Below are 24,098 nucleotides of genomic sequence, written 5' to 3'. Positions count from 1 at the left end.
GCGGTCGCGGAGTCCCTCCGCGATCATGACCCGGTGACGGGGATCCCGCGGACCGCCGGCGCCGTCCAGCGGGCCGGGGCCCTGCTGGCATGGGCGCCGAGCGGCCGCACCGCCGTGCCGCTCATCGTCGCGCTCGTCGTCGTCGCCAACCTGGTCGGCGTCGGCACCGTCGTGCTGCTGCTCCTCGGGGTGGGCGGCGACGCCGACGCCAGCCGCACGCCGACCCTGGCCACCGCGCTCGCCTATCTCGTCGTCGCGTTCCCCGCCGGCATCTGGGCGGGGCTGCGCCGGCAGCGGGCCACCAACGCCTGGCTGCTGGCCGGCCGCGCCCCGACCGCCGCCGAGGCGGCCCGGGCGCTGCGGCTGCCGGTCGACACCGCGCTGGTCGCCCTGGCGATCTGGCTCGTCGGCGCGGTCCTCGTGGGGTCGGTGGCCGCAGTCGTCTTCCCCGACGCCCGCGTCGGCATCCGCGTCGGGGTGGCCGTCGTCCTCGGTGGGGCGGTCACCGCGGGTGTCACCTACCTGCTCGTCGCCCGGGCCGCCCGCGCGGTCACCGCCCGGGCGCTGGCCGCCCACCCCCCGACCGGCCGGCTGGCCCTCGGTGTCCGTCCCCGCCTGGTGCTCACCTGGGGCATCACCAGCGGCGTGCCGCTCGTCGGCGTGGTGCTGCTGTTCGTCGACCCCACCAACCCGGGCGGGCCCGGCGCCGCCGCCGTCGTCTTCCTCGTCGTCGTGGCCCTGCTGGTCGGCCTGCTGGCCACGCTGCTCACCGCCCGCGCCGTCGGGGCGCCGCTGCGCGACCTGCGCCGGGCCGTGCAGCGGGTCGGGGAGGGCGACCCCTCCGTCCGCGTCGTCGTCGACGACGCCGGCGAGATCGGCCTGCTCCAGGAGGGCGTCAACTCGATGGCCGCCGGGCTCGCCGAGCGCGAGCAGCTGCGCGACCTGTTCGGCCGGCACGTGGGGACGACGGTCGCCCAGCGCGCCCTGGCCGACGGCGTCTCCCTCCGCGGCGAGCTGCGCACCGTCGCGGCGCTGTTCGTCGACATCGCCGGCTCCACCTCGCTGGTCCGCCGGACCGGGCCCGAGGAGATGGTCGGCCTGCTCAACCGCTTCTTCGCCGTCGTCGTCGACACGATCGAGGACGAGGGCGGGCTGGTGAACAAGTTCGAGGGCGACGCCGCGTTGTGCGTCTTCGGGGCGCCCACCGACCACCCGGACCCGGCCGGCGCGGCGCTGCGGGCCGCCCGCCGGATCTGCGACGCCGTCCGCGCGGCCGGCGAGGTCGACGTCGGGGTCGGGGTGGCCTGCGGACCGGTGTGGGCCGGTCAGGTCGGCGCGGCCAGCCGGCTGGAGTACACGGTGATCGGCGACCCGGTGAACGAGGCGGCGCGGCTCACCGAGCTGGCCAAGGACTCCGCGGGCCGGGCCGTCGCCAGTGAGCCCGCGGTGCAGGCGGCCGGCGGCGACGAGCGCGGCCACTGGACGCCCGACCGCGAGGTGGAGCTGCGCGGCCGAGGCGAGCCGACGCGGACCTGGGTGCGCGGCTGACGGCACGGTCGTCGGTCGCCGGGCGCAGCCGGATCTACGTCCAGATGCTGACGCCGGCGGGCCGCTGCGTCCCTAGCCTGGGCCCGTGGCCGCCCCGGTGAACGGCAGGCGCAGGACCGCCCTCGCGCTCTTGGCCGTCGGCGTCGTCGTCTTCGGGTCGGTCATGGCGCAGCGCCTGCAGGACCCCTCACGCCGGCTCGACGCGGCCGGCCTGCTGCTGGCCGCGGTCGCGGCTGTCGCGCTGCCGTGGCTGCGCCGGTTCCCGCCGCTCGCCCTGGCCGTGGTCGTCGCGGCCGCGGCGACCTACCTCGCGGTGGGCTATCCCTACGGGCCCGTCCAGATCTGCCTCCTGATCGCCTTCTTCGCGGTCGGTCGCACGACCGGCCTGCGTCGCTCCGCCATCGGGTGCGGGGTCGCGGCGGTCGTCGTGGGGGTGGCCGTCGCGCCCCGGACCGGCGACTCGGGACAGCTCTTCCCGGGTGCCGTGGCGATCGCGTGGACGGCGAGCTGGCTGCTGCTGCCCTGGTCGCTGGGCGCGCTTCTGCGGCTCCGTGCCGACGCCGAGCGGTCGCGGCGGGACCAGGCGGTGGCCGACGCGGTCACCGCCGAGCGGATGCGGCTGGCCCGCGAGGTCCACGACGTCGCCGGCCACGGCTTCGCCCTCATCGCCCTCCAGGCCGACGTCGCGCTGCTGACCCTCGACGACCAGCCCGCGCAGGCCCGGACCTCCCTCGCCGCGATCCGCGCCGCCAGCGGGGCCGCGCTCACGGAGCTCCGCGCCTCCCTCGAGGTCTTCGGCGCTCCGCCGGAGGGGGCCGGCTCGCCGCCGCGGGGCCCGCTCGACCTGCCCGGGCAGCTGGCCGAGGTGGTCGACCGCGCCGGTCGCGCGGGGCTGCCGGTCGAGCTCGCCGTCGACCCCGCGGTCCGCGCGGTGGGCACCGGGCGGGCCCGGGACGAGGCCGTCGTCCGCGTCGTGCAGGAGTCCCTGTCCAACGTCATCCACCACGCCGGCGCGGCGCCGGCGCGGGTGACCGTCGACCTCGAGGGCGACCTGCTGCGGGTCACCGTCACCGACCTCGGCACCCCGCCGGCGACCGGGCGCCGGCCGGGGACGCCGGGCTCCGGCCTGGCCGGCCTCGCCGAGCGGCTGCGTCTGGTCGGCGGCGACCTCGTCGCGGGGCCGCGCCCGGCCGGCGGCTACGCCGTCACCGCCACGGTGCCCGCGGCCTCCGGCGGATCGGCGGAGTCCCCGTGATCACCGTCGCGCTGGCCGACGACGACGAGCTCGTCCGGATGGGACTGCGGGCCCTCCTCGAGCGCGAGGCGGACCTGGCGCTCGTGGGCGAGGCGGCGGACGGCGAGGGCGCGCTGGCCCTCGTGCGCGACCACCACCCCGACGTCCTCCTGCTCGACGTGCGGATGCCGGGGATGGACGGCATCGAGGTGCTGCGCCGGATCGCCGCCGACGGCGGGCTCGACCGCACCCGGGTGGTCGTGGTGACGACGTTCGAGATCGGCCAGTACGTCGTCGACGCGCTCGCGGCCGGGGCCAGCGGGTTCCTGGTCAAGGAGCGGGCGGCGGAGGAGGTCGTGCACGCGGTGCGGACCGTCGTCGCCGGGGATGCGCTGCTCTCCCCGTCGGTGACCCGGCGGGTGGTCGGGCTCTTCGCCCGGCACCTGTCGGCGACCGACCGCCCCGCCGCCGTCGAGACGCTGACGGCCCGGGAGCGGGAGATCGTCGCCTGGGTCGCCACCGGCCGGTCGAACGACGAGATCGCCGCGGAGCTGTTCCTGAGCCCCGCGACCGTACGCACCCACGTGGGGCGGGCGCTCACCAAGCTCGGCGCCCGCGACCGGGCACAGCTCGTCGTGCTCGCCGTGCGGGCCGGCCTCGTCCTGCCGCCGGTGTCATGACGGCGGGGTCCGGGGTCGCGGTGCGGCGGGCGCCCCGCTGGGCGATGCGCCGGGTGCACCGGCGGGCCGCCCTCGGGGTCCACCTGTGGTCCGGCGGTGCGTGGATCGGCATGGACCTGGTGCTGGGCATCCTGGTCGTCATCGCGCTCACCACGGACGACACCGGGCTGCGCGCGGTCTGCCTCCAGGCGTTCGAGCTCTTCGCGATCTGGCCGCTCACCGTCGTGGGGCTGGTGTGCCTGCTCAGCGGTGTTCTGCTGGGGCTCGGCACGCCGTACGGGCTGCTCCGCTACTGGTGGGTGGCCGTCAAGCTGGCGATCAACCTGGTGCTCAGCACGCTGGTGATCGTGCTGCTCGGCCCGGGGATGCGCCGGGCGGGGGAGCAGGGCCGGGAGCTGGCCGCGGGCGGGTCCCCGTCGATCGACGTCAGCAGCCTGGTGATGCCGCCGACGGTCACGATCGTGGCCCTGACCGTCGCCGTCTGGCTGTCGGTGGCCAAGCCGTGGGGGCGGACCGCCCGGGGCCGGCGCTCAGCTCGGCCGGGGAGCGCCTGACCCGGCGCGTCCCACGGACCCTGTCCCCGCACCGCCCCCGCCGGGACACTCCGATCCCGAGGGGCGCTCCGGCGGCAGCGAACACCTCGGGGCCTCCGGAGCTACAGGTGCAGCATGAGGCAGGAGCCGCGCTCGGACGGTGAGCTGCTGACGGCCGTCGCCGACCGCGACCGCGAGGCGCTGCGAGAGCTCTACGACCGGCACGCCCCCTGGCTGCGCGCCCGGCTGGCCCGCCGCTGCGGCGACCAGGGGATCGTCGAGGAGGTCCTGCAGGACACCTTCCTGGCCGTCTGGCGGACCCCCACCGGCTACCGCGGTACCGGAGACGTGGCCGCGTGGCTCTGGGGGATCGGCATCCGCCGGCTGCTGTCGGCCGTGCGGCCACGGCGCCCGCTCCCGCTGCGGTTGCTGGTCGCCCCGCCGGCGCCGTCGGCCGAGGACGAGGTCCTGCTGGCCGTCGAGCACGGCGACCTCGCCGCCGCCGTCGACGGGTTGTCCCCGGAGCTGCGCGCCGTCGTGCGGGCCGTCGTGCTCGACGGGCTGACCAGCCGCGAGGCCGCCCGGCTGCTCGGGCTGCCGGCCGGGACCGTGCGCACCCGGATGGCCCGCGCCCGGGCCCAGATGCAGGAGGCACTCACATGACCTGGCACGTGGACCCCGGGACGTCGGCCGGATACCGCGCCGGCGCCCTCCCCGAGGTGGCGGCGGCCTCCGTCGAGGCCCATCTGCTGCAGTGCGCGTCGTGCCGGGCGGTCGTCGCCGCGACCGTGTCCCCGGCCGAGCGGGCGGCCCACGACCGCACCTGGGCGGCGATCGGCCGGGGCGTCGACACCGAGCCCGCGACCGCGGCCGAGCGGCTGCTCGCCCGGGTGCTGCCCCCGCACGTGGTCCGGCTGCTCGTCGCGGCGCCCGCGCTGCACCTCGCCTGGTGGGCGGCGGGGACGGGCCTGCTCGGGCTCGCCGTGCTCGCCTCCCACCTCGGCAGCGGGCGCGCCGGGACGGCGGTGTTCGTGGTCGTCGCGCCCCTGCTGCCGCTCGCCGGCGTCGCGCTGGCCTACGGCGCCGTCGACGACCTCGCCGGTGACGTGGCCGGCACGGTGCCCTACCCGAGGTTCCGGCTGCTGGTGCTGCGCACCGCCGCCGTCGCGGCCGCCACGCTCCCCGTCGCCGGGCTGCTGGCCCTCGCGCTGCCCGGGAGCGGCCGGCCGGCGGTCCTGTGGCTGGCGCCGGCGCTGGCCCTGTGCGCGCTGACCCTCGCGTTCTCCGCCCGCCGCGACCCCCGCCGGGTGGCCACGCTGCTCACGCTGCTGTGGCTCGCCGCCTCCTGGAGCGCGCTGCGACCACCGCGGCAGCTGCCCCTGCTGGCCGCGCTCGAGCGCTCGATCGCCTTCCGCCCGCCGGGGCAGGTGGCGCTGCTGTGCGCTGCCGTCCTGGCTCTCGCCGTCGCCGTCACCCGTCGCACCGCCTTCGCGGACAGGAGCAGGACATGACCCACCCCGTCGTCCTCACCGGCCTCGGCAAGCGCTACCGCGGCACGACCGCGCTGCACGACGTCACCCTCGACCTGCCGGCGGGTGTCACCGGGCTCCTGGGCCCCAATGGGGCGGGCAAGACGACGCTGCTGCGGATCGTCGCGACGGCGCTGTCGCCCAGCAGCGGCGAGGTCCGCGTCGGCGGCCACGACCCCGCCGACCCGTCGGGGCGGTTGGCGATCCGCCGCCGGCTGGGCTACCTGCCGCAGGAGTCGACGGTCTTCGGTGGCTTCACCGCGTTCGCCTTCGTCGACTACGTGGCGGTGCTCAAGGAGATGACCGACCGGGCGGCGCGGCACGCCGAGGTCCGGCGGGTGCTGGACGAGGTCGGGCTCGGCGACCGCGCGCACCAGCGCATTCGGGCCCTGTCCGGTGGCATGCGGCGACGGGTCGGCCTGGCGCAGGCCCTGCTCGGCCGCCCCGAACTGCTGGTCCTCGACGAGCCCACCGTGGGCCTGGACCCCGAGCAGCGGCTGCGCTTCCGCGAGGTGCTGGCGGGGTTGTCGCCCGACACCTGCGTGCTGCTGTCCACCCACCTGACCGAGGACGTCGCCGCGCTGTGCCCCCGCGTGGTGGTGATGGACCGCGGCAGCGTCCGCTTCCAGGGCCCGACCGCCGGGCTCGCCGCGCTCGCCGAGGGCCGCGTCTGGGACGCCGACGCCGCAGACCCGGGCGCCACGGTCTCCTGGCGCACCCCGGAGGGCCGGGCCCGGAACGTCGGATCGCCGCCGCCCGGCGCCGACCTGGTCCCCGCGGGGCCGGAGCACGGCTACCTGCTGCTCACCAGCGCGGCGTCGTCCGCGGAGCGTGTGTCGTGATCGCGGTGCTGCCCGCCCGGTCGGACGTCGTCGGCGGGGACACCGTCCGGGCGCTGGTCGCTGCCGAGATCCGCCGCGCCCTCCGGAGCCCGCTGCTGTGGGCCGGGCTGGCGGGTTCGCTCGCCATCGTCTGGTGGTTCGACTCCGATGGCGCGTTCACCGATCCCGGCGCGTACGGCGAGCACTACGCCGCGTGGGAGTTCCCGGTGGGCCCGCTCGCGTTCGTCGCCTTCCTGGTGGCGAACGGCGCCGCCCTGCGGGACCGTCCGCCGCCGGCTGCGGACCTGCTCGCCAGCACCCCGGCCCGCGGCTGGGAGCGGACGGTGGGCCTGCTGGCCGGCGCGCTGGTCCCCACGCTCATGGGGCTGGCCGTCTTCGGCGTCCAGGACACCGCGGTCCTGGCGCATGGCACTGCCGTGCTGGGCGACGGACCGTGGGTGAGCACGTTCGAACCCGCGCTGCTGGAACTGCTCGGCGGCCCGCTGGCGGTCGCCTGCTCCTGGGTCGCCGGGATCGCCGTCGCCCGGCTGGTGCGCTCCCGCACGGTCGGCGCGGTCCTCGGCTTCCTCGGGTGGGCGCTCTTCTCCTTCGACTTCTACACGTTCCTCTACGCCCCGTTCGGCCTGTTCGCCCTGTCCCGGTCCGCGGTGGTGGCCGCGGACCTCGGCTCCGACCCGTCCCCGGCGCAGCTCGCTGCGCACCAGGCGGTCGGGCGTCCCGGCGACCTCGTCCCGGGATACCTCGGGTTGGACCGGGACCTGCCCTCCTACGCGCTGCACCTGGTGTTCGTCGTCGGCGTCGCGTCGCTCCTCGCCGCCCTGGCGCTGGCCCGCAGCGGCCGGGACCGCCGCACGCGGCCGGTGGGCGCGGTCGGCCTCGCTCTCGTCCTCCTCGGCCTCGGCGGGCAGGTGCTCACCCTCGACACCGATCTGGGCTGGCTGGACCCGCTGTGAGCCCGGCCGTGCCGTGGCCCGTCCTGCTCCTCGCGAGCCGGCGGGCACTCGCCTGGCGGGCCCTGGCCGGGACCGGCGTCGCCGCGCTGGGCCTGGCCGCCCTGGCAACGGTGCTGCCGCCGGCGGGCGCCGCTCAGCTGCCGGGTCTGGCGCTGCTGGTGCTCGGCTGCGGGCTCGGTGCGACGGCGGACGACCCGACGGCGGCGCTGACCGCCGCCACCCCGGTGACCGCGCGCCGGCGGCTGGCGGCCCGCGCCGTCCTGGCGCTCCCGGTCTCGGCGGTGACGGTGGGGGGTGTGGCGCTCCTCGCCGCCGCCGGCGGGGTGCCTCCGACAGCGGAGCTGGTCCGGTCGTGGGTGGTGCTCGCCGTGCTGGCGCTGGGCGCGGGAGCGGCCGGCAGCCGCTACGGGCTGCCCGGGGCGCTGTCCGCGACCGTCCTGCTGGGCGTCGTGCTCGTGCTGCAGACGACGCTCCCGGAGGCCGTGCGGCAGGCGTGGCCGTGGGACTCCACCGTCGAGCGGGTGGTCCTGGGTCTGCTTCTGGCGGCGGTGCTGCTCGCGGGCGCGACCCGGGACCCGGCCGCGCGGAGCCTCAGGTCAGGTGCGCCCGGACGACGACGAGCTCGTCCTCGGGCTGCAGCGTGCCGATCAGCGGGTCGTCGAAGCGCAGCGTCCGCCCGCCGCGGCTGACCGACAGCACGATGTCGGTGAGCTGGCGCGGGCCGAGGCCGACCTCGCCGGACTTGACCGTCCGTTGGTGCAGGTCGAGCCCCTGGCCGCCGGTCACGAGGTCCTCGACCACGTTGACCACCTTGGGGTGGTCGGTCGACAGGCCCAGCAGCCGGCCGGAGGTGGCCGACGTGGTGATGACCGTCGTCGCGCCCGACTGCCGGAGGAGGTTGGCGTTCTCCTCCTCGCGGACGGACGTGGTCAGCGGCACGGTGGGGTTGAGTTGCCGCACGGTGAGCGTGATCAGGACGGCGGCGTCGTCCCGGTTGGCCGCCACGATCACCGCCCGCGCCTTCTCCACCGCCGCGCGGCTCAGCACCTCGCGCCGGCTGGCGTCGCCGACGATGCCGGTCAGCCCGGTCGTCGTCGCCTCCTCGACCAACCGCTCGTCGGTGTCGACGACGACGATCTGGTCGGCCGGCGTGCCGTTGGCGCGCAGCGCGCGGATGGCGCTGCGGCCCTTGGTGCCGTAACCGCAGACGATGACGTGCTGGCGCACCGAGGACCTCCACCGGCGGATGCGGAACTCCTCCCGCGAGCGCGCGGTCAGCGCCTCGAGGGTGGTCCCGATGAGGACGATCAGGAACATGATGCGCAGCGGCGTGATGAACAGGACGTTGATCAGCCGCGCGTGGTCGGTCACCGGCGTGATGTCGCCGTAACCGGTGGTCGAGAGGGTGACGGTGGCGTAGTAGAGCGAGTCGAGCAGGCCGATGCCCACCTCGTCGCCGTCCCGGTAGGAGTTCCGGTCCAGCCAGACCACGAGGACGGTGAGGCCCAGGAAGAACGCGGCGAGCAGGACCCGCCGGCGCACCTGGCGCACCGGGGACTCCTCGACGTGCGCCAGGACGACGCCGGTGTGCGGATCGTCGGCGTCCCCACGGTGGTCCTTCACCCCGCGGACGATAGTGATCGCCGGCCCCGCCCGGGTCGTGCCGCACCCGTCCGGGGGAGGCGGGCCGTGCCGCCGTCCCCCGGACGGGCCCCGGCGGTCAGCCGGCGGCGCCCCGCTCGCGCTGCGCCAGCTCCCGCTTGAGCACCTTGCCGGCCGCCGAGACCGGGATCGCGTCGATGAAGACGACGTCGCGCAGCCGCTTGTACGGCGTCACGTGCTCGTTGACCGCGGCCATGACGGACTCGCGGGTCAGCGCCGCCCCGTCGTCGTCGTCCTTGCGGACGACGTAGGCGACCGGCAGCTCGCCCGCCTCCTCGTCCGGCCGGCCGACCACCGCGGCCCCGGCCACGCCCGGCACGCCGAACAGGTGCTCCTCCAGCTCGCGCGGGAAGACGTTGTAGCCCTTGTAGAGCAGCATGTCCTTGGTGCGGTCGACGATCGCGAGGTAGCCGTCCTCGTCCAGGATCCCGACGTCGCCGGTGTGGAACCAGCCCTCGGCGTCGATCGACTCGGCCGTCGCGTCCGGACGGCGCCAGTAGCCGCGCATCACCTGCGGCCCGCGGATGCAGACCTCGCCGCGCTCGCCGGCCGGCAGGGGGTCGCCGCCGCCGAGCGGGCGGATGGTGATCTCGGTGTCGAAGATCGGGACGCCGACCGTGCCGGCCCGGCGGCTGCCGGACTGGAACGCCGGGTTGCCCGTCGCCTGCATCGTCACCTCGGTGAGCCCGTAGCCCTCCCCGATGAGGGCGCCGGGCAGCAGCGCCTGCAGCCGCTCGATGAGCGGCAGCGCGAGCGGGGCGGCGCCGCTGGAGACCCCGCGGACGCTCGACAGGTCGGCCTCGTGGATGCCGGGGACCTGGAGGAGTGCGACGAACACCGGTGGGGCCCCGCCGAAGCCGGTGACCCGGTACCGGACGGCGTCCTCGAGGTAGCGGACCGGGTCGAAGCGCATGTGGATCACGGCCGTCGTCCCCGCCATGACCAGGCCGTTGAGGTAGCCGATCACCCCCATGGCGTGGAACCACGGCGCGATGGTGACCATCCGCGCCTTGCCCAGCCGCGTGGGGTGCTCCTCCGGGCCGAGCACCTGGCGCAGGGTCACGTCGCCCTCGGCGTCGAGGTCGGGCACGGACCCGCTGACCCAGCACCCGGACTGGAGCACGTTGGTGACGACGTTGCGGTGGGTCAGCTCCACGCCCTTGCTCACCCCGGTGGTGCCGCCGGTGTAGGCCAGGTGGGCGAGGTCGCCGGCCGGGTCGATCCCGGCGTCGAGGTGCCGGTCGGTGGGATCGGCGGCGAGCAGGTCGGCGAGGTCGACGTCGCCGGGTTCGGTGGTCGCCCGGGCGGCGAAGTCGGCGGCGTGCGCCGGTCCGGTGACGATGACGGTCTCGACCGGCGTCTCGGCCAGCGCGCCGCGGACGAAGGGGAGCAGCTGGTCCCAGGTGACGAGCACGCGCGCGCCGGAGTCGACCAGCTGGGCGGCGAGGTCGGGCGCCGGCAGCAGCGGGTTGGTGGGGGAGAACGTGGCCCCGGCCAGCAGGATCCCGTAGTAGACCGCGGGGTACTGCCGGCAGTTGGGCGCGTGGACGGCGACGACGTCACCGCGGCCGATGCCGGCGTCGGCGAGCCAGTTGGCGACCGCGTGCGCCCGCCGGCCCAGCTCCGTGAAGGTCAGCTCGACGTCGTCCTCGATGAACGCCGGCCGCTCGCCCCAGCGGCGGGCGGCCGCGCGCAGCACCGACCCGACGGGCACCGCGGGATAGTCCAGCGACCTCGGCAGACCCGGGGGCCAGGAGACGGTCGTGGTGCTGTCCGTCGCGGTCATGTGCGTCCTCTCGGCCGGTCCCTCAGCGTCCACCCCAGCGTGTCGCAGGTCACTTCTCCGTGTCGAGTCGGGGTGCCTGGGGGACTCTCCCGGGATGAGCGCGGATCGAACGGCCCTCGTGCTGGGCGGCGGGGGCATCACGGGGATCGCCTGGGAGATCGGCCTGCTGGCCGGCCTGGCCGAGGCGGGGGTGGACCTGAGCGGGGCCGACCTCGTCGTCGGCACGTCGGCCGGGTCGGTCGTGGGGGCGCAGGTCACCAGCGGAGCGGGGCTCGAGGAGCTGTACGCCCGGCAGCTGGAGCCGCCGGCGTCGGAGCGGGTGGCGCAGCTGTCGCGCGCCGCGCTGGCCCGGTACGCGTGGGCGATGCTGCGCAGCCGGGGCCGGGACGAGGAGTTCCGCCGCCGGGTCGGTGCGATCGCCCGGGCTGCCGCGGACGCCGGCCTGACGCCGACCGAGCAGGAGCGGCTGGAGGTCATCGGGTCCCGGTTGATCAGCACCGAGTGGCCCGACCGCCGGCTCGTCGTCACCGCCGTCGACGCCGAGAGTGGCGAGTTCCGCGCGCTCGACCGGGACTCCGGGGTGTCCCTGTTGCAGGCCGTCGCGGCCAGTTGCGCCGTGCCGGGCGTCTACCCGCCGATCACGATCGACGGGCACCGCTACGTCGACGGCGGCATGCGCTCGGCCGCGAACGCCGACCTGGCCGAGGGGTACGAGCGGGTCGTCGTGCTCGCCCCGATCGCCCGCGGCGTGGGCCCGCTGGCGAGCGTGGACGCCCAGGTCACCGGGATGGTCGCCCGCGTCGCCGTCGTCACGCCCGACCAGGCCAGCCGGCGGGGGATCGGGAAGAACGTGCTCGACCCCGCGGCCCGCCGTCCGTCGGCCGAGGCCGGTCGCGCCCAGGCCGCCGCCGTCGCCGACCGGGTCCGCGAGGCCTGGCAGGACTGAGGTGGAGTGCCACGGCGCAGGTTTCCTGCGCCGTGGCACTCCGTTCAGCCGGCGAGGGCGGCCACCGGGGGGATGCGGGCGGCGCGGCGGGCCGGCAGCACCGAGGCGACGAGCCCCGCGACCGTGGCGACGACGACGATCGCGGCCACCTGCAGCCACGGGAAGCTGAGCACCACCTCGCCCTGCCCCCCGAGCACCGACGCGACGCCGATCAGCCCGTACCCGGCGCCCAGCAGCACCCCGAGCACCGCGGCGACCCCGGCCACCAGCGTCGCCTCCCACGCCAGCAGGCCGCGCACCTGGCCGCGGGTGAGCCCCAGCGCCCGGAGCAGCCCGTTCTCCTGGCGCCGCTCGACCACCGACAGGGCGAGCGTGTTGCCCACCCCGATCAGCGCGATGAGCACCGCGACGCCGAGCAGACCGGTGACGATCAGCAGCAGCACGTCCACCACCTCGTCCAGCGCCGCCCGCTCGCTGGCCAGCCCGCTGACCGAGGCCGTCGGCACCAGGCTGCCCGCCACGTCGGTGATCTCGTCCACCACGTCCGCCTGGTCGGCGCCGTCGTCCAGGCGCAGCCACACGGTGTCGGCCACCGCGTCCGGGTCGAGCGACTCGAGGTCGGCGGTGGTGAGCAACGGGTGGTCGGTGTCGCCGAGGGCCACGGTGAACGTGCGCGCGGCACCGTCGTCCCCGGTCAGGACCACCTCGCCGCCGTCCTCCACCCCCCAGCCCTCCACGGTCCACCAGGGGAGGACGGCGGTGCCCTCGCTCGGCAGCGGGAGGTCGTCGGTGGAGCGCAGCACCGGGGCCGCCTGCGCCGGGTCGACGCCCAGCGTCCAGCCCTCGTAGCCGTCCGGCCCGGTGACGCCTCCGGCACTGAGCCCGGCCGCGGCCCGCACGCCGTCGATCGTGGCCAGCCGCCCGGGCAGCGCGGCGGGGATGCCGTCGTCGGTGTTGCCGGTGACCACCACGTCGGTGGGGTACTGCGCCGCCAGCCCGGCCTGCGCGGTCGCCCGGGTGGAGGCGGCGCCGACCACCATCGCCGTGGTCAGCGTGACGCCGATCAGCAGAGCGGTCGCCGTGGCCGCCGTCCGGCGCGGGTTGCGGGTGGCGTTGCCCCCGGCGAGCCGGGCCGTGACCCCGCCGGAGCGGACGAGCCGGCCGGTCGCGGCGACCACCGGCGGGATCGCGCGCTGGGCCAGCAGGACCACGCCGAGGAAGCTCAGCGCGCCACCGCCCACGGAGAGCAGCACCTCGGACTCGGCGGTGCCCAGCGCCATGGCCGCGGCCCCGGGCACGACCAGCAGCAGACCGGCGACCAGCCGGAGCAGCCCGCCCCGGGAGCGCAGCGGCGCGGGGTCCAGCGGGCGGAGGGCGGCCAGGGGTGCGACCCGGGTCGCCGCCCGGGCCGGGGCCAGGGCCGCGACGAGGGTGGTGAGCGTCCCGACGGCCAGGCCGCCGAGCACCGCCGACAGCGGCACCGAGACCCCCGCGAGCGGTATGGGTGAGTCGGTGCCCACCAGCGCCGAGACGAGAGCGGCCAGCCCGATGCCGACGCCGACACCGAGCGCGGAGGCCGCGACGCCGGTGAGCGCGGCCTCGGCGAGCACGCTGCGCCGGATCTGCCGGGCGGTGGCGCCGACGCAGCGCAGCAGGGCCAGCTCGCGGGTCCGCTGGGCGAGCAGCACCGCGAACGTGTTGGCGATGACCAGGCCGGCGACCAGCAGGGCGACGGTGCCGAACACCAGCAGCATCAGCGTCAGGACCTCCGCGTCACCGGTCAGTCCCTCGGCCTCCCGCACGGCCTGCTCCTCGCCGGTGCGGACGTCGACGTCCTGACCGGCGAGCGCGTCCCGCACGGTGGCGGCCAGCGCGTCGGCGTCGGTGCCGCCGGTCCCGGCGACCCGCACCTCGCTGGGGCCCAGCGCGCCCCACGCCTGCACCTGGTCGCCGGAGACGAAGGCGCGGCCGTTGAGCCCGGCGCCCGGGTCGCCGCCGAGGTCGACGACCCCGACGACGGTGACCTGCGAGGACTCCTCGACGCCGTCCTCGGCGTACGTGGTCACGGTGATCACGTCGCCGACGTCGGCGCCGACCCGCTCGCTGACCGCCGCCTCGCCGGGCCGGTCGGGCAGGGCGCCGTCGGCCAGTTGCTGCCAGCGCAGCGCCGGGTCCTCGGCGACGGAGTCGACCAGCAGGTACTGCGCGCCGGACCGGCCGGGGACCAACGCCTGCACGGAGGTGGAGGTGGCGAGGTCGACCGCCTGCACGCCGGGCACGCCGGCGATCTCGCGGGCGACGCCGTCGACCGGCTCACCGGTGGTGCTGGTGACGACGACCTCGGCGCTGACGTACCGCGCGCCGACCGCCTCGAGCATGGTGTCGCGGGTCGTCTCGCTCAAGGTGAGCGTGGCGACGACGAAGCCCACCGCGATGACGATCGCGACGGTGGAAGCGACCAGGCGGGCGGCGTGCGCCCGGAGGCCGGAGAGGGTCACGCGGAACATCACGCACCCAGCCCGCGCAGCGCCGACAGCACCGTGTCGGCCGTCGGGCTGTCGATCTCGCCGGCGAGCCGGCCGTCGGCGAGCAGCACCACGCGGTCGGCGTAGGCCGCGGCCGAGGGGTCGTGGGTGACCATGACGACGGTCTGGCCGGTCTCCCGGACGCTGCTGCGCAGCAGGTCGAGCACCTCCGCGCCGGAGCGGGAGTCGAGGTTGCCGGTGGGCTCGTCGGCGAAGACGACGTCGGGACGCGACAGCAGCGCCCGGGCGACGGCGACCCGCTGCTGCTGGCCGCCGGAGAGCTCTGCGGGGCGGTGCCGCAGCCGGTCCCGCAGGCCGAGCCGGGCGACCACGGCGTCGAACCAGGCCGGGTCGGGGCGGCGCCCGGCGAGCTGCATCGGCAGCACGATGTTCTCCCGCGCGTCGAGCACCGGGAGCAGGTTGAACGACTGGAAGACGAAGCCGATCCGCTCGCGGCGCAGCTTCGTGAGCTGGTCGTCGCGCAGCCGGGTCAGCTCGGTGTCGCCGAGGAACACCTGCCCGCCGGTCGGGGCGTCCAGGCCGGCGAGGCAGTGCATGAGCGTGGACTTGCCGGAGCCCGAGGGGCCCATGATCGCGGTGAAGGCGCCGCGGGCGAAGGCGACGTCGACGCCGGCGAGCGCGTGCACGGCGGTGGCGCCCCGGCCGTAGGTGCGGGTCAGCCCGGTGGCGCGGACGGCGTCCGTGGTCGGCGGCGGCTCGCCGGGGACGGTCATCACGGGGACGGGAGCGGACACGGGGAGACCTCCGACGACGGGGGAGCGGGACGCTGTCCACGCTGCCGCCCGGGGCCGTCGTCCCGCGTCGGAGCGGCGGGTGATCTCGGCTCCGGCGTCCCTGCTCCCGGGGTCCTACGCGGGGGTCATCCCGGAGTCGGACAGGACCGCCCGCATCGAGGCATAGGAAGCAATGCCCACGTCTCGGCGGTCAGGACGTGCGGATTGCTTCCTATGCCTCGGACGGCTCCGATGCCTCAGGCGTCGCGGAGGAGGTCGGCCGGCTGCACGAGGCCGGTCCGGTAGGCGAGGACGACGGCCTGCACCCGGTCGCGCGACCCGGTCTTGGCCAGCACCCGGCCGACGTGGGTCTTCACCGTGGCCTCGCTGACCACGAAGTGCGCGGCCAGCTCGGCGTTGGTCGCGCCGTAGGCCATCTGCACCAGCACCTCCCGCTCGCGCGGGGTCAGCTCGGCGAGCTCCCGCGGCTCGGCGGCGGGAGCCGACGACGTGCCGCGCAGCATCGGTGCCACGTGCTGCAGCAGCCGCCGGGTGGACGACGCCGCGATCACCGAGTCGCCGGCGTGCACCGTCCGGACCGCGGCCAGCATCTCCTCGGGCGGGGCGTCCTTCAGCAGGAACCCGCTGGCCCCGGCGCCGATCGCCGCCACGACGTACTCGTCCAGGTCGAAGGTGGTGAGGACGACGACGCGCGGCGGATCGGCCTGCGCGGTCACCCGGCGGGTGGCCTCGATGCCGTCGGTGCCCGGCATGCGCACGTCCATGAGGACGACGTCGGCGGGCGTGCGCGCCAGCAGGCGGACGGCGTCCTCGCCGGTGCCGGCCTCACCGACCACGGTCAGGTCGGACTGGGAGTCGATGACCATCCGGAAGCCGGCCCGGACCATCTGCTGGTCGTCGACGAGCACCACCCGGATGCGGCCGTCGGGCGGCGAGCTCATCGGCGCGCCCGGTAGGGGAGCAGCGCCTGCACGGCGAAGCCGCCGCCCGACCGCGGTCCCGCGGTCAGCCGGCCACCGTGCAGCTGGGCCCGCTCCACCATGCCGCGCAGCCCCTGGCCGCCGGGCGAGCCGGCCACCAGTGCCGCCGAGGCGCCACGTCCGTCGTCGAGCACCGCGACCTCCAGTCCGTCGTCCCGCCAGGAGAGTCGCACCCACGCCCGGCTGGCCGAGCCGGCGTGCTTGAGCACGTTCGTCAGCGACTCCTGCACGATCCGGTACGCGGCCAGCTGCGGCCCGGCCGGCAGCGGGCGCGGCGTCCCCTCGACGAGCAGGTCGACGTCCAGTCCACTGGCCCGCACGTCCTGCACCAGGGCCGGGACGGCGGCGACGTCGGGCTGCGGGGCGTACTCCTCGCCGGGGCCCTCGCGCAGCACCCCGAGCAGCGACCGCATGTCGGTGAGCGCCTGCCGGCCGGTCGCCGCGATCGCCTCCAGCGCGCCGGTCGCCGCCGCGGGGTCGGTGCGCCCGGCGTAGCGGCCACCGTCGGCCTGGGCGATGACCACCGACAGGGAGTGCGCGACGACGTCGTGCATCTCACGGGCGATGCGGGCGCGCTCGGCGGTGGCGGCCAGCCGCATCTCCTGGTCCCGCTCGATCTCCAGGAGCCGCGCCCGCTCCTCGAGGCCGGCCTCGCGCTGCACGCGGAGGCGGCGCAGGTGGCCCAGGGCCCAGGCGGCGACGACGGCGATGCCGATCGTCCCGGCGATGAGCACCAGGTTGTCGGGGGACTCCGACGCCGCGTAGAAGAAGGTCGCCGCGAGCAGTGCCCCGACCAGGCCCAGGACCAGTCCGGCCGCGCCCGCCCAGCGGGGGCCGTACGCGGCCAGCGCGTGCACCATCACCAGCGCCGCCACGTTGGCCGGCAGGAAGTCCGGGACGCCGCCGAGCTCGAACAGGCCCACCACCGTCACCGCGGCGGCCGCCGGCACCGGTGCGCGCCGCCGCCAGACGAGCGGGACGATCAGCAGCGTCCCGAGCAGGAGGGCGGGGACGTCGTACGGGTTCCACGCCGCGGCCGGCAGGACCACCAGCGTGAACCACAGGACCCCCGCGATCGCCGCGTCGACGGCGAGCGGGTGGCGGCGCATCGCGGTCGCCAGGCTGTCCAGGGGGTGGTCCATCGCCCGTCGAATCTAGGCAGTGGACGACCCGCCGTCGTCCACCCGCGGGATGACCCGCCGCTCCCGCCAGGGGTGGACGCGCGGCTCAGCCCCCGACGTTGCAACCGACGAGCACCGAGGAGACGTCGACCGGCGCGAACGCGGTGCCGTCCTCGGCGACCAGGCCGCCGATCCGCAGCCGGCCGTCGCTGGAGCCGCACGCCTCCCCGGGTGGGTCCACCGTGAGGTGCACGGTCCCCGCGACGGCCTCCTGCCGGCCGGTCGGCTCCGGGCCGACGAGGACGTCGGTGCAGAGGTCCTGGGTGAGGTCGCCGGGGCCGGTGAGGACGGTGACGGTGACCTCGGGGTCCGGCAGCTCGTAGGTGGACTCCGACGGGCCGGCGGCCGGCCGGTCGGCGAGATCGGCGGACACGGTCACGACCACCTCGCCGTCGTCGGACGCGGCCCAGAAGAACACCTCGGCGCACGCATCGCCGCGGACGAGCTCGACGTCCCTCCCGGAGGGCCCGCCCGGTCCGCTGGCCCCGACCGCGGGCGCGCTGTTGCCCGCCGTCACAGACACGCAGCCGGGCAGCAGGAGCCCGAGTGCGAGGACGGCGGGGAGCAGGGCGGGGCGGACCGGCACCGGCGCAGTCTGCCCGGGCCGGGACGGTCACGGGGTCGTCACGGCTCGCCGGATGTCTCTTGCACCGCCGAGGCCCATCTGTATAAACATTGCTCTGACAGCTGTGATGTGGGCAACGTCCACGCACGGTCCTGCGAGGGGAAGTGGGCCGCATGCTGCTCTTCGCCGCGAAGCGGATCGTCCGCGCACTACTCGTGATCCTCTTCGCGACGTTCCTCGTGGTGGCGCTGCTGTCCCTGGCCCCGGGGTCGCTCGCGGTCACCCTCCTGGGCGACGCCGCCACCCCGGAGTCCATCGCCGACCTCGAGGCGCAGCTGGGCATCGACAAGCCGCTGTGGTCGCAGTACTTCGGCTGGCTCGGCGATGCGGTGCAGGGGGACTTCGGCACCTCGCTCCGCACGCGGCAGGACGTGCTGGACGCGGTCTGGGAGCGGATCCCGGTGACCCTGGAGCTCGCTTTCCTGGCGCTGGCCATCGCCCTGCTCGTCTCGGTGCCGATGGCCCTGGCCGCGGCCAACCGGCCGGGCAGCCTGATCGACCGGGTGTCGACCTTCCTCGCGTCGGTCGGCCTGGCGCTGCCGGCGTTCGTCGTCGCCCCGGTCCTCGTGTACTTCCTGGCGGTGAAGGCGGGGGTGTTCCCGGTCTCCGGCTGGGAGCGGGTCAGCGAGGGAGCCGGGGAGAACCTGCGCCACGCCCTGCTGCCGGCCATCGCGGTGGCGATCCCGGAGATCGCCGCGTTCCAGCGGCTGCTGCGCACCGACCTGGACTCGACGCTGCACGAGGACTTCATCCACGCGGCCCGCGCGCGCGGGATGTCACGCAAGTACGTCCTCTGGCGGCACGCGCTGCGCCCGTCTTCGTTCTCGCTGGTCACGCTGGCCGGGATCTCGTTCGGCCGGCTGATCGGCGGCACGGTGATCGTCGAGGCGGTCTTCTCGCTGCCCGGCCTGGGCTCGCTGATCGCCGGGTCGATCTCCGCCCGCGACGTCATCACGGTCCAGGGGGCCGTCGCCTTCATCGTCATCACCTACGTCGTCATCAACACCCTGGTCGACATCGGCTACGGGTTCCTCGATCCGCGCGTCCGACGGGAGTCCGTCCGATGACCATCGTCGATCCGGGTGTCGCGCCACCCAGCCTGCCGAGCGCGGGCCCGAAGCTCCCCGCGCCCCGGGAGCGCCGGTCCTGGCTGGTCGCCCTCTGTGCCGGCTGGCTCGGACTGGTGGTGCTCGCCGCGGTGCTGGCACCCCTCCTCCCGCTGGCCGACTACGGCGCGATCGCCGGTCCGCCCCGCGGCAAGCCCGAGCTCTCCCTCGACGGCCTGCTCGGCTACGACGTCCTGGGCCGGAGCATGCTCTCGCGGCTGATCTACGGCGCCCAGGCCTCGCTGCTGGTCGGGGTGGTCTCCAGCCTGATCGCGTTCGTGGCCGGCTCGTTCTTCGGCCTGCTCGCCGGGTTCCTCCGAGGCATCGTCGACACGGTCGTCTCCTTCGTCACCGACACCCTGTTGGCCTTCCCGCCGCTGGTGATGCTGCTCGCGCTCGCCTCGGTCCTGCGGCCGAGCATCAGCACGCTGATCGTCTCGCTGTCGCTGCTGATGACGCCGACCTTCACCCGGCTCGCGCGGGCCAACACCATGCGCTGGGCGTCGCGGGAGTTCGTCATGGCGGCCACCAACATGGGCGCCGGCCTGCCGCGGTTGCTGAGCCGGGAGGTGCTGCCCAACGTGGTCCCGTCGGTGGCGTCCTACCTGCCGGTGGTGATCGCCGCGCTGATCGTGGCCGAGGGGTCGCTGAGCTTCCTCGGCCTCGGCATCCCGTCGCCCACCCCGAGCTGGGGCGGGATGATCGCCGACGGTCAGGACCTCATCTCCCGGTTCCCCAACCTGGTGTTCGTCCCGGCGGTCACGATCCTGCTGACCGTCCTCGCGCTGAACATCGTGGGCGACCGGCTCCGCCTCCGCTTCGGCGAGCGGGGCGCCTGATGACCGTCAGCCGGCCACAGCCGCTGCTGAGCGTGGCGGACCTGCACACCTGGATCGCCACCGATTCCGGTCCGGTCCGGGCGGTCGACGGGGTGACTCTCGAGGTCGCCGCGGGCGAGGCCGTGGGTCTGGTCGGGGAGTCCGGCTCGGGCAAGTCGATGCTCGCCAAGACCGTCATGGGGCTGCTGCCCGACCGGGCCGGCACCTCCGGCTCGGTGCTGCTCGACGGGGTGGACGTGCTGACCGCGTCCGAGAAGGTCCGGCAGAGCATGCTCGGTCCCAAGGTGGCGATGGTGTTCCAGGACGCCGGCCGGGCGCTGAACCCGGTGGTGCGGATCGGCCGCCAGATCACCGAGGGCATGGTCCGCCACCTCGGGATCTCCGGGTCCGAGGCGCGGGAGCGGGCGGTCGCGCTGCTCACCGAGGTCGGCGTCCCCGATCCGCGCCGCCGGCTGTCGAACTACCCGTTCCAGCTCTCCGGCGGCATGCGGCAGCGGATCATGATCGCGATCGCCCTGGCCTGCGAGCCGGACCTGCTGATCGCCGACGAGCCGACGACGGCGCTGGACGTGACCGTGCAGCGGCAGATCCTCGACCTCCTCGACCGGGTCCGGACCACCCGCGGCATGGGGCTGGTCCTCATCAGCCACGACCTCGGCCTGGTTGCCGGCCGGACCGACCGGGTGGCGGTCATGTACGCCGGCCGGATGGTCGAGGAGGGACCGACCGACGCGGTGTTCGACTCCCCGCAGCACCGCTACACCGAGGCGCTGCTGGCCTCCACGCCGTCCCTGGACGCCCCCCGGGCGCGGCGGATGCGGGTCATCGAGGGGGCGCTGCCCGATCCGCGCCGGCCTCCGGAGGGCTGCCGGTTCGCGCCCCGGTGCGGTGCGGCGGACGCCGCCTGCGGAGTGCCCGGGGCCGACGTCCTGCGCGACGGCGTGCTGGGTCACCGGCACGCCTGCGTCCACCCCGTACCGCTGTCCGGGGTGGGCGTCCCGGCGGGGGCGCTCGCGCCCGCCGACGAGACGAGGAGCTGACATGGCCGGCACCGGCGAGGCGCACCTGCTGACCGACGCGGACGACACGGTCCTGTCGGTGCACCACCTGCAGGTCGAGTACCGCACGCCCGGCGGGGTCGTGCAGGCCGTCAGCGACGTCAGCTTCGACGTCCGGCCGGGGGAGACCCTGGGCCTGGTCGGCGAGTCCGGCTGCGGCAAGTCGACCACCGGGAAGGCCGTCCTGCGGCTGGAGAAGATCGCCGGCGGTCGGGTCGTCTACCGGGGCGAGGACCTCGCGGTGACCAAGCGCGGGACCCTCCGCCGGCTGCGCCGCAAGCTGCAGATGATCTTCCAGGACCCGGTGTCGTCGCTGAACCCGCGGCGCTCGGTGCGCGAGCTCGTCGTCGAGGGGCTGACCATCGCCGGGCGGCCCGTGGCCGAGCGGCGCGAGGCGGCCGACCGGGTGCTGGTCGACGTGGGGCTGGACCCCGAGCGGTTCGGCCCGATGTACCCGCGGCAGCTGTCCGGGGGGCAGGCGCAGCGGGTCGCCATCGCCCGCGCGCTGGCCATCCGCCCCGACCTGATCGTGTGCGACGAACCCGTCTCGGCGCTCGACGTCTCGGTGCAGGCCCAGATCGTCAACCTGCTGCGCGACCTCAAGGACGAGCACGACCTCACGCTGGTCTTCATCAGCCACGACCTGTCGGTCGTCCGCTCGGTCTGCGACCGCGTGATGGTCATGTACCTGGGGCGGATCTGCGAGGTCGGTGACGTCGACTCGGTGTTCGCCGCGCCGGCGCACCCCTACACGCGGGCCCTCCTGGACTCCGTGCCGCGGCGTCGCGCGGTCGGCGGCTTCACGGGGCCGGCGCTGGAGGGCGACATCCCCACGCCCCTGGACCCGCCGTCGGGCTGCCGGTTCCGCACCCGCTGCCCGCTGGCGACCGATCGCTGCGCCGAGGACGTGCCGGAGGTCCGCTCGGTGGGCGAGGGCCACTTCGCCGCCTGCCACTACGCCGAGGTCGCGGCGGAGGCGCCCCTGGTGCCCGCCGCCGTCTGACTCGTCGTGACCAAGTCGTGACCGTCATTACCTCCAATCATTGCTATCTATGACGTGTATCACCGCAGTGCAGCACGCCCCGACCCCCGACCCGAGGCAGGTCCCGTGAAACTCACCCGACGGCGCAGCGTGTTCATCGCTGCCGCACTCACCACGTCGCTGATCCTGGCCGGCTGCGGAAGCGACGACAGCGGTGGTGACGGTGTCGACGCCAGTGGCGAGCAGGCCAGCGGCGACCCGGTGGAGGGTGGCTCGCTCACGTACGTCACCGTCTCGGAGCCGGCCAACCTCGACCCGGCATCGCTGAGCAACTCGCTGATCACCAACAGCGTCTACGGCAACGCCCTGTACGGCCAGCTGCTCGAGATCACGCCCGAGGGCGAGGTCGAATACGGCCTGCTGGAGTCGCTGGAGAACCAGGACAACACCACCTGGATCGCCACGCTGCGGGAGGGGCTGACCTTCAGCGACGGCACGCCGCTGGACGCCGAGGCGCTGAAGTTCAACTGGGACCGCGACAAGGACCGCACGGTGGCCAGCTCGCAGACGGTCGCGTCGGCCTCGGCGATCGCGTCGACGACGGTGGTCGACGAGCAGACGCTCGAGGTGACCCTGGCGAAGCCGACCGCGCAGCTCCCCTCGGTCCTCATGGCGATCAACTTCGTGGGTTCGCCGACCGCGCTCGCCGCGGGGCCGGAGGCCTTCACCGCCAACCCGGTGGGTGCCGGCCCCTTCACCATGGACTCGTGGTCGCGCGGGGACCGGATGGTCCTCTCGAAGAACCCCGACTACTGGGACGCGCCGAAGCCGTACCTCGACGAGCTGGTCATCCGGGCGAACCCGGACGACAACCAGCGGTACAACTCGCTGCAGGCCGGCGAGGTGGACCTGATGGTCGGCAACAACTACGAGACCGCACAGCTGGCCGGTGACGGCGGCTTCACCGTGCTGCCGGCGGGCTTCTCCGGCTTCACCAACCTCGAGTTCAACTTCTCCAAGGCGCCGTTCGACGACCCGCGTGCCCGCGAGGCCATCTCCCTGGCCATCGACCGGCAGGCGCTCATCGACACGCTGTACGGCGGAGCCGGTGAGGAGCCGCCGACCTCGATCCTCCGGGACACCTCGCCGCTGTACGACGACTCGGTGACCTTCCCCGAGGCCGATCCCGAGCGGGCGCAGGAACTGCTGGACGAGCTGAACGCCGACGGCAAGCCGCTGTCGTTCACGATCTCCTCGAGCAACAACAGCGACACGGCCCGGGCTGCCGAGATCATGCAGGCCCAGCTGCAGGAGTTCGAGAACCTCACCGTCGAGATCGAGCCGCAGGAGTCGGCCAGCTGGTTCGGCCGGCTGGCGCAGAACGACTACGAGGCCACCATCTACGGGGCGGCGTTCGTCGACCCGAGCCCGGTGATCGACACGCTGGTCGGCACCGGCTCCGCGACCAACTTCACCCGGCTGAGCGATCCCGAGATCGACGCGGCTCTGGAGCAGGGGCGGCTGTCGGACGACACGGCGGAGCGGCAGGAGGCCTACGCGACCGTCATGCAGCGCATGGTCGACCTCAGCGCCATGGTGGTCTACACGTGGAGCCCGGCCTTCATCCTCACCAGCGAAGAGGTGGGCGGGATCCGGTTCTACGGTTCCGGCAGCACGCCGGTCGACGGTCTCTGGATAAACCCCGACGCGTGACGGAGCCGCCGGACCCCGGTCCGGCACAGCGGTGAGCGGCGCCCCGCCGGACCACGGTCCGGCGGGGCGTCCCGCGTTCCCGGGGGGTCAGCGCGGGCCGAGGTGGCGCAACAGCGTCTCGCCGACGTCCCGGATCGAGGCGACCTGCTCGGGGCTGAGCTGGTCGAACAGGTGGGTGCGGACGCTCTCCACGTGCACGGGCGCAGCGGCCTCGAGGGCGGCGAACCCCTCGTCGGTCAGGACGGCGAGCTGGCCGCGGCCGTCCTCGGGGCAGACCTGCCGGCGCACCCAGCCGCGCTCCTCCAGTCGCGAGACCGCGTGCGAGAGGCGACTGCGCGAAGACAGGCAGCGGTCGGCCAGCTCGCTCATCCGCATGGACCGCCCGGGCGTCTCCGACAGCGCCACGAGGATCTCGTAGTAGGCGTGCGAGATCCCGGTCGCGCGGGTGAGGTCCCGGTCGAGCCGGTCGCTGAGCAACTGGGTGCTGTAGAGGTAGGCGCGCCAGGCCTTCTGCTCCTCCGCGTCGAGCCAGCGCGTCCCGAGGGCCGAGTGCTCCGGCGATTCCGACGACGTCATGTCCTCAGAGTACTAGCGGAATAGTCAAGCCTTCAACTACGCTAC

23 protein-coding genes are annotated in these 24,098 nt (G+C 75.2%); 15 read left to right on the top strand and 8 right to left on the bottom strand.

Going from position 1 to position 24,098, the window contains the following annotated elements; translation table 11 throughout:
• The first annotated feature begins 33 nt into the window (after positions 1 to 33).
• The 9 genes from N555_RS0111100 to N555_RS0111060 all read left to right on the top strand — a co-directional run bounded on the left by N555_RS0111100 (position 34) and on the right by N555_RS0111060 (position 8,008).
• A complete protein-coding gene (locus N555_RS0111100) occupies positions 34 to 1,548 on the top strand; it encodes an adenylate/guanylate cyclase domain-containing protein (RefSeq protein WP_197028968.1) in 1,515 nt (504 codons plus the stop codon).
• A gap of 85 nt (positions 1,549 to 1,633) precedes the next feature.
• Positions 1,634 to 2,803, top strand: a complete 1,170-nt coding sequence (locus tag N555_RS0111095; protein WP_034509836.1) for a sensor histidine kinase — start codon at positions 1,634 to 1,636, stop codon at positions 2,801 to 2,803.
• A complete protein-coding gene (locus tag N555_RS0111090; protein ID WP_029431556.1) occupies positions 2,800 to 3,462 on the top strand; it encodes a response regulator in 663 nt (220 codons plus the stop codon). Before N555_RS0111095 ends, N555_RS0111090 begins: the two co-directional genes overlap by 4 nt.
• Positions 3,459 to 4,016 (top strand): hypothetical protein, encoded by a 558-nt coding sequence (locus N555_RS0111085; protein ID WP_029431555.1) that lies wholly within the window; start codon positions 3,459 to 3,461, stop codon positions 4,014 to 4,016. Before N555_RS0111090 ends, N555_RS0111085 begins: the two co-directional genes overlap by 4 nt.
• A gap of 114 nt (positions 4,017 to 4,130) precedes the next feature.
• On the top strand, positions 4,131 to 4,658 hold the full coding sequence (locus tag N555_RS0111080) for an RNA polymerase sigma factor (RefSeq protein WP_029431554.1): 528 nt from the start codon (positions 4,131 to 4,133) through the stop codon (positions 4,656 to 4,658).
• On the top strand, positions 4,655 to 5,506 hold the full coding sequence (locus tag N555_RS0111075) for a zf-HC2 domain-containing protein (RefSeq protein ID WP_051683953.1): 852 nt from the start codon (positions 4,655 to 4,657) through the stop codon (positions 5,504 to 5,506). Before N555_RS0111080 ends, N555_RS0111075 begins: the two co-directional genes overlap by 4 nt.
• On the top strand, positions 5,503 to 6,366 hold the full coding sequence (locus N555_RS0111070; protein ID WP_029431552.1) for an ABC transporter ATP-binding protein: 864 nt from the start codon (positions 5,503 to 5,505) through the stop codon (positions 6,364 to 6,366). The genes N555_RS0111075 and N555_RS0111070 overlap by 4 nt, the downstream gene beginning before the upstream one ends.
• Positions 6,363 to 7,319 carry a hypothetical protein gene (locus N555_RS0111065; protein ID WP_029431551.1) on the top strand — a complete coding sequence of 319 codons (957 nt, stop codon included), beginning with the start codon at positions 6,363 to 6,365 and terminating at the stop codon, positions 7,317 to 7,319. The genes N555_RS0111070 and N555_RS0111065 overlap by 4 nt, the downstream gene beginning before the upstream one ends.
• A gap of 8 nt (positions 7,320 to 7,327) precedes the next feature.
• On the top strand, positions 7,328 to 8,008 hold the full coding sequence (locus tag N555_RS0111060; protein ID WP_156036319.1) for a hypothetical protein: 681 nt from the start codon (positions 7,328 to 7,330) through the stop codon (positions 8,006 to 8,008).
• Here the strand turns inward: N555_RS0111060 and N555_RS0111055 are convergent.
• Both N555_RS0111055 and N555_RS0111050 read right to left on the bottom strand, forming a co-directional pair.
• On the bottom strand, positions 7,911 to 8,942 hold the full coding sequence (locus tag N555_RS0111055) for a potassium channel family protein (RefSeq protein WP_081866136.1): 1,032 nt from the start codon (positions 8,940 to 8,942) through the stop codon (positions 7,911 to 7,913). The genes N555_RS0111060 and N555_RS0111055 overlap by 98 nt on opposite strands.
• A gap of 97 nt (positions 8,943 to 9,039) precedes the next feature.
• A complete protein-coding gene (locus N555_RS0111050) occupies positions 9,040 to 10,767 on the bottom strand; it encodes a class I adenylate-forming enzyme family protein (RefSeq protein ID WP_029431548.1) in 1,728 nt (575 codons plus the stop codon).
• A 94-nt stretch (positions 10,768 to 10,861) separates the two neighbouring features.
• Here N555_RS0111050 and N555_RS0111045 point away from each other — a divergent pair, with 94 nt between their 5' ends.
• Positions 10,862 to 11,713 (top strand): patatin-like phospholipase family protein, encoded by an 852-nt coding sequence (locus N555_RS0111045; RefSeq protein WP_029431547.1) that lies wholly within the window; start codon positions 10,862 to 10,864, stop codon positions 11,711 to 11,713.
• 44 nt (positions 11,714 to 11,757) lie between these two features.
• On the opposite strand, the gene N555_RS0111040 is transcribed toward N555_RS0111045, so the two are convergent.
• The 5 genes from N555_RS0111040 to N555_RS0111015 form a co-directional block, all read right to left on the bottom strand.
• On the bottom strand, positions 11,758 to 14,211 hold the full coding sequence (locus N555_RS0111040) for an ABC transporter permease (RefSeq protein ID WP_197028967.1): 2,454 nt from the start codon (positions 14,209 to 14,211) through the stop codon (positions 11,758 to 11,760).
• Positions 14,212 to 14,219: 8 nt separating this feature from the next.
• Complete coding sequence (locus N555_RS0111035) at positions 14,220 to 14,972, bottom strand: ABC transporter ATP-binding protein (protein ID WP_029431545.1); 753 nt, start codon at positions 14,970 to 14,972, stop codon at positions 14,220 to 14,222.
• Positions 14,973 to 15,229: 257 nt separating this feature from the next.
• Positions 15,230 to 15,934 (bottom strand): response regulator, encoded by a 705-nt coding sequence (locus tag N555_RS0111025; protein WP_029431543.1) that lies wholly within the window; start codon positions 15,932 to 15,934, stop codon positions 15,230 to 15,232.
• The gene (locus N555_RS0111020; RefSeq protein ID WP_051683951.1) at positions 15,931 to 17,115 is read right to left on the bottom strand and encodes a sensor histidine kinase; all 1,185 of its coding nucleotides are present in this window, start codon (positions 17,113 to 17,115) and stop codon (positions 15,931 to 15,933) included. The genes N555_RS0111025 and N555_RS0111020 overlap by 4 nt, the downstream gene beginning before the upstream one ends.
• An 85-nt stretch (positions 17,116 to 17,200) precedes the next feature.
• The gene (locus tag N555_RS0111015; RefSeq protein ID WP_029431541.1) at positions 17,201 to 17,740 is read right to left on the bottom strand and encodes a hypothetical protein; all 540 of its coding nucleotides are present in this window, start codon (positions 17,738 to 17,740) and stop codon (positions 17,201 to 17,203) included.
• 152 nt (positions 17,741 to 17,892) lie between these two features.
• Between N555_RS0111015 and N555_RS0111010 the strand changes: the two genes are divergently transcribed.
• The 5 genes from N555_RS0111010 (at position 17,893) to N555_RS0110990 (ending at position 23,477) form a co-directional block, all read left to right on the top strand.
• Entirely contained in the window at positions 17,893 to 18,846 is a 954-nt protein-coding gene (locus N555_RS0111010; RefSeq protein WP_029431540.1) for an ABC transporter permease, read from the top strand.
• On the top strand, positions 18,843 to 19,724 hold the full coding sequence (locus N555_RS0111005) for an ABC transporter permease (RefSeq protein WP_029431539.1): 882 nt from the start codon (positions 18,843 to 18,845) through the stop codon (positions 19,722 to 19,724). Before N555_RS0111010 ends, N555_RS0111005 begins: the two co-directional genes overlap by 4 nt.
• Positions 19,724 to 20,764: an ABC transporter ATP-binding protein gene (locus N555_RS0111000; RefSeq protein WP_029431538.1), complete on the top strand. Its 1,041-nt coding sequence runs from the start codon at positions 19,724 to 19,726 to the stop codon at positions 20,762 to 20,764. Before N555_RS0111005 ends, N555_RS0111000 begins: the two co-directional genes overlap by 1 nt.
• 1 nt (position 20,765) lies before the next feature.
• A complete protein-coding gene (locus tag N555_RS0110995) occupies positions 20,766 to 21,785 on the top strand; it encodes an ABC transporter ATP-binding protein (protein WP_029431537.1) in 1,020 nt (339 codons plus the stop codon).
• 105 nt (positions 21,786 to 21,890) lie between these two features.
• The gene (locus N555_RS0110990) at positions 21,891 to 23,477 is read left to right on the top strand and encodes an ABC transporter substrate-binding protein (protein WP_156036318.1); all 1,587 of its coding nucleotides are present in this window, start codon (positions 21,891 to 21,893) and stop codon (positions 23,475 to 23,477) included.
• Positions 23,478 to 23,564: 87 nt separating this feature from the next.
• On the opposite strand, the gene N555_RS0110985 is transcribed toward N555_RS0110990, so the two are convergent.
• On the bottom strand, positions 23,565 to 24,053 hold the full coding sequence (locus N555_RS0110985; protein WP_029431535.1) for a MarR family winged helix-turn-helix transcriptional regulator: 489 nt from the start codon (positions 24,051 to 24,053) through the stop codon (positions 23,565 to 23,567).
• Positions 24,054 to 24,098 lie beyond the last annotated feature (45 nt).

It is taken from the genome of Blastococcus sp. URHD0036 (assembly GCF_000701365.1).
Classification (GTDB): Bacteria; Actinomycetota; Actinomycetes; order Mycobacteriales; family Geodermatophilaceae; genus Trujillonella.
Note: the sequence above shows the minus strand (reverse complement) of the source record. Positions and strands in the feature narration are given on the sequence as shown.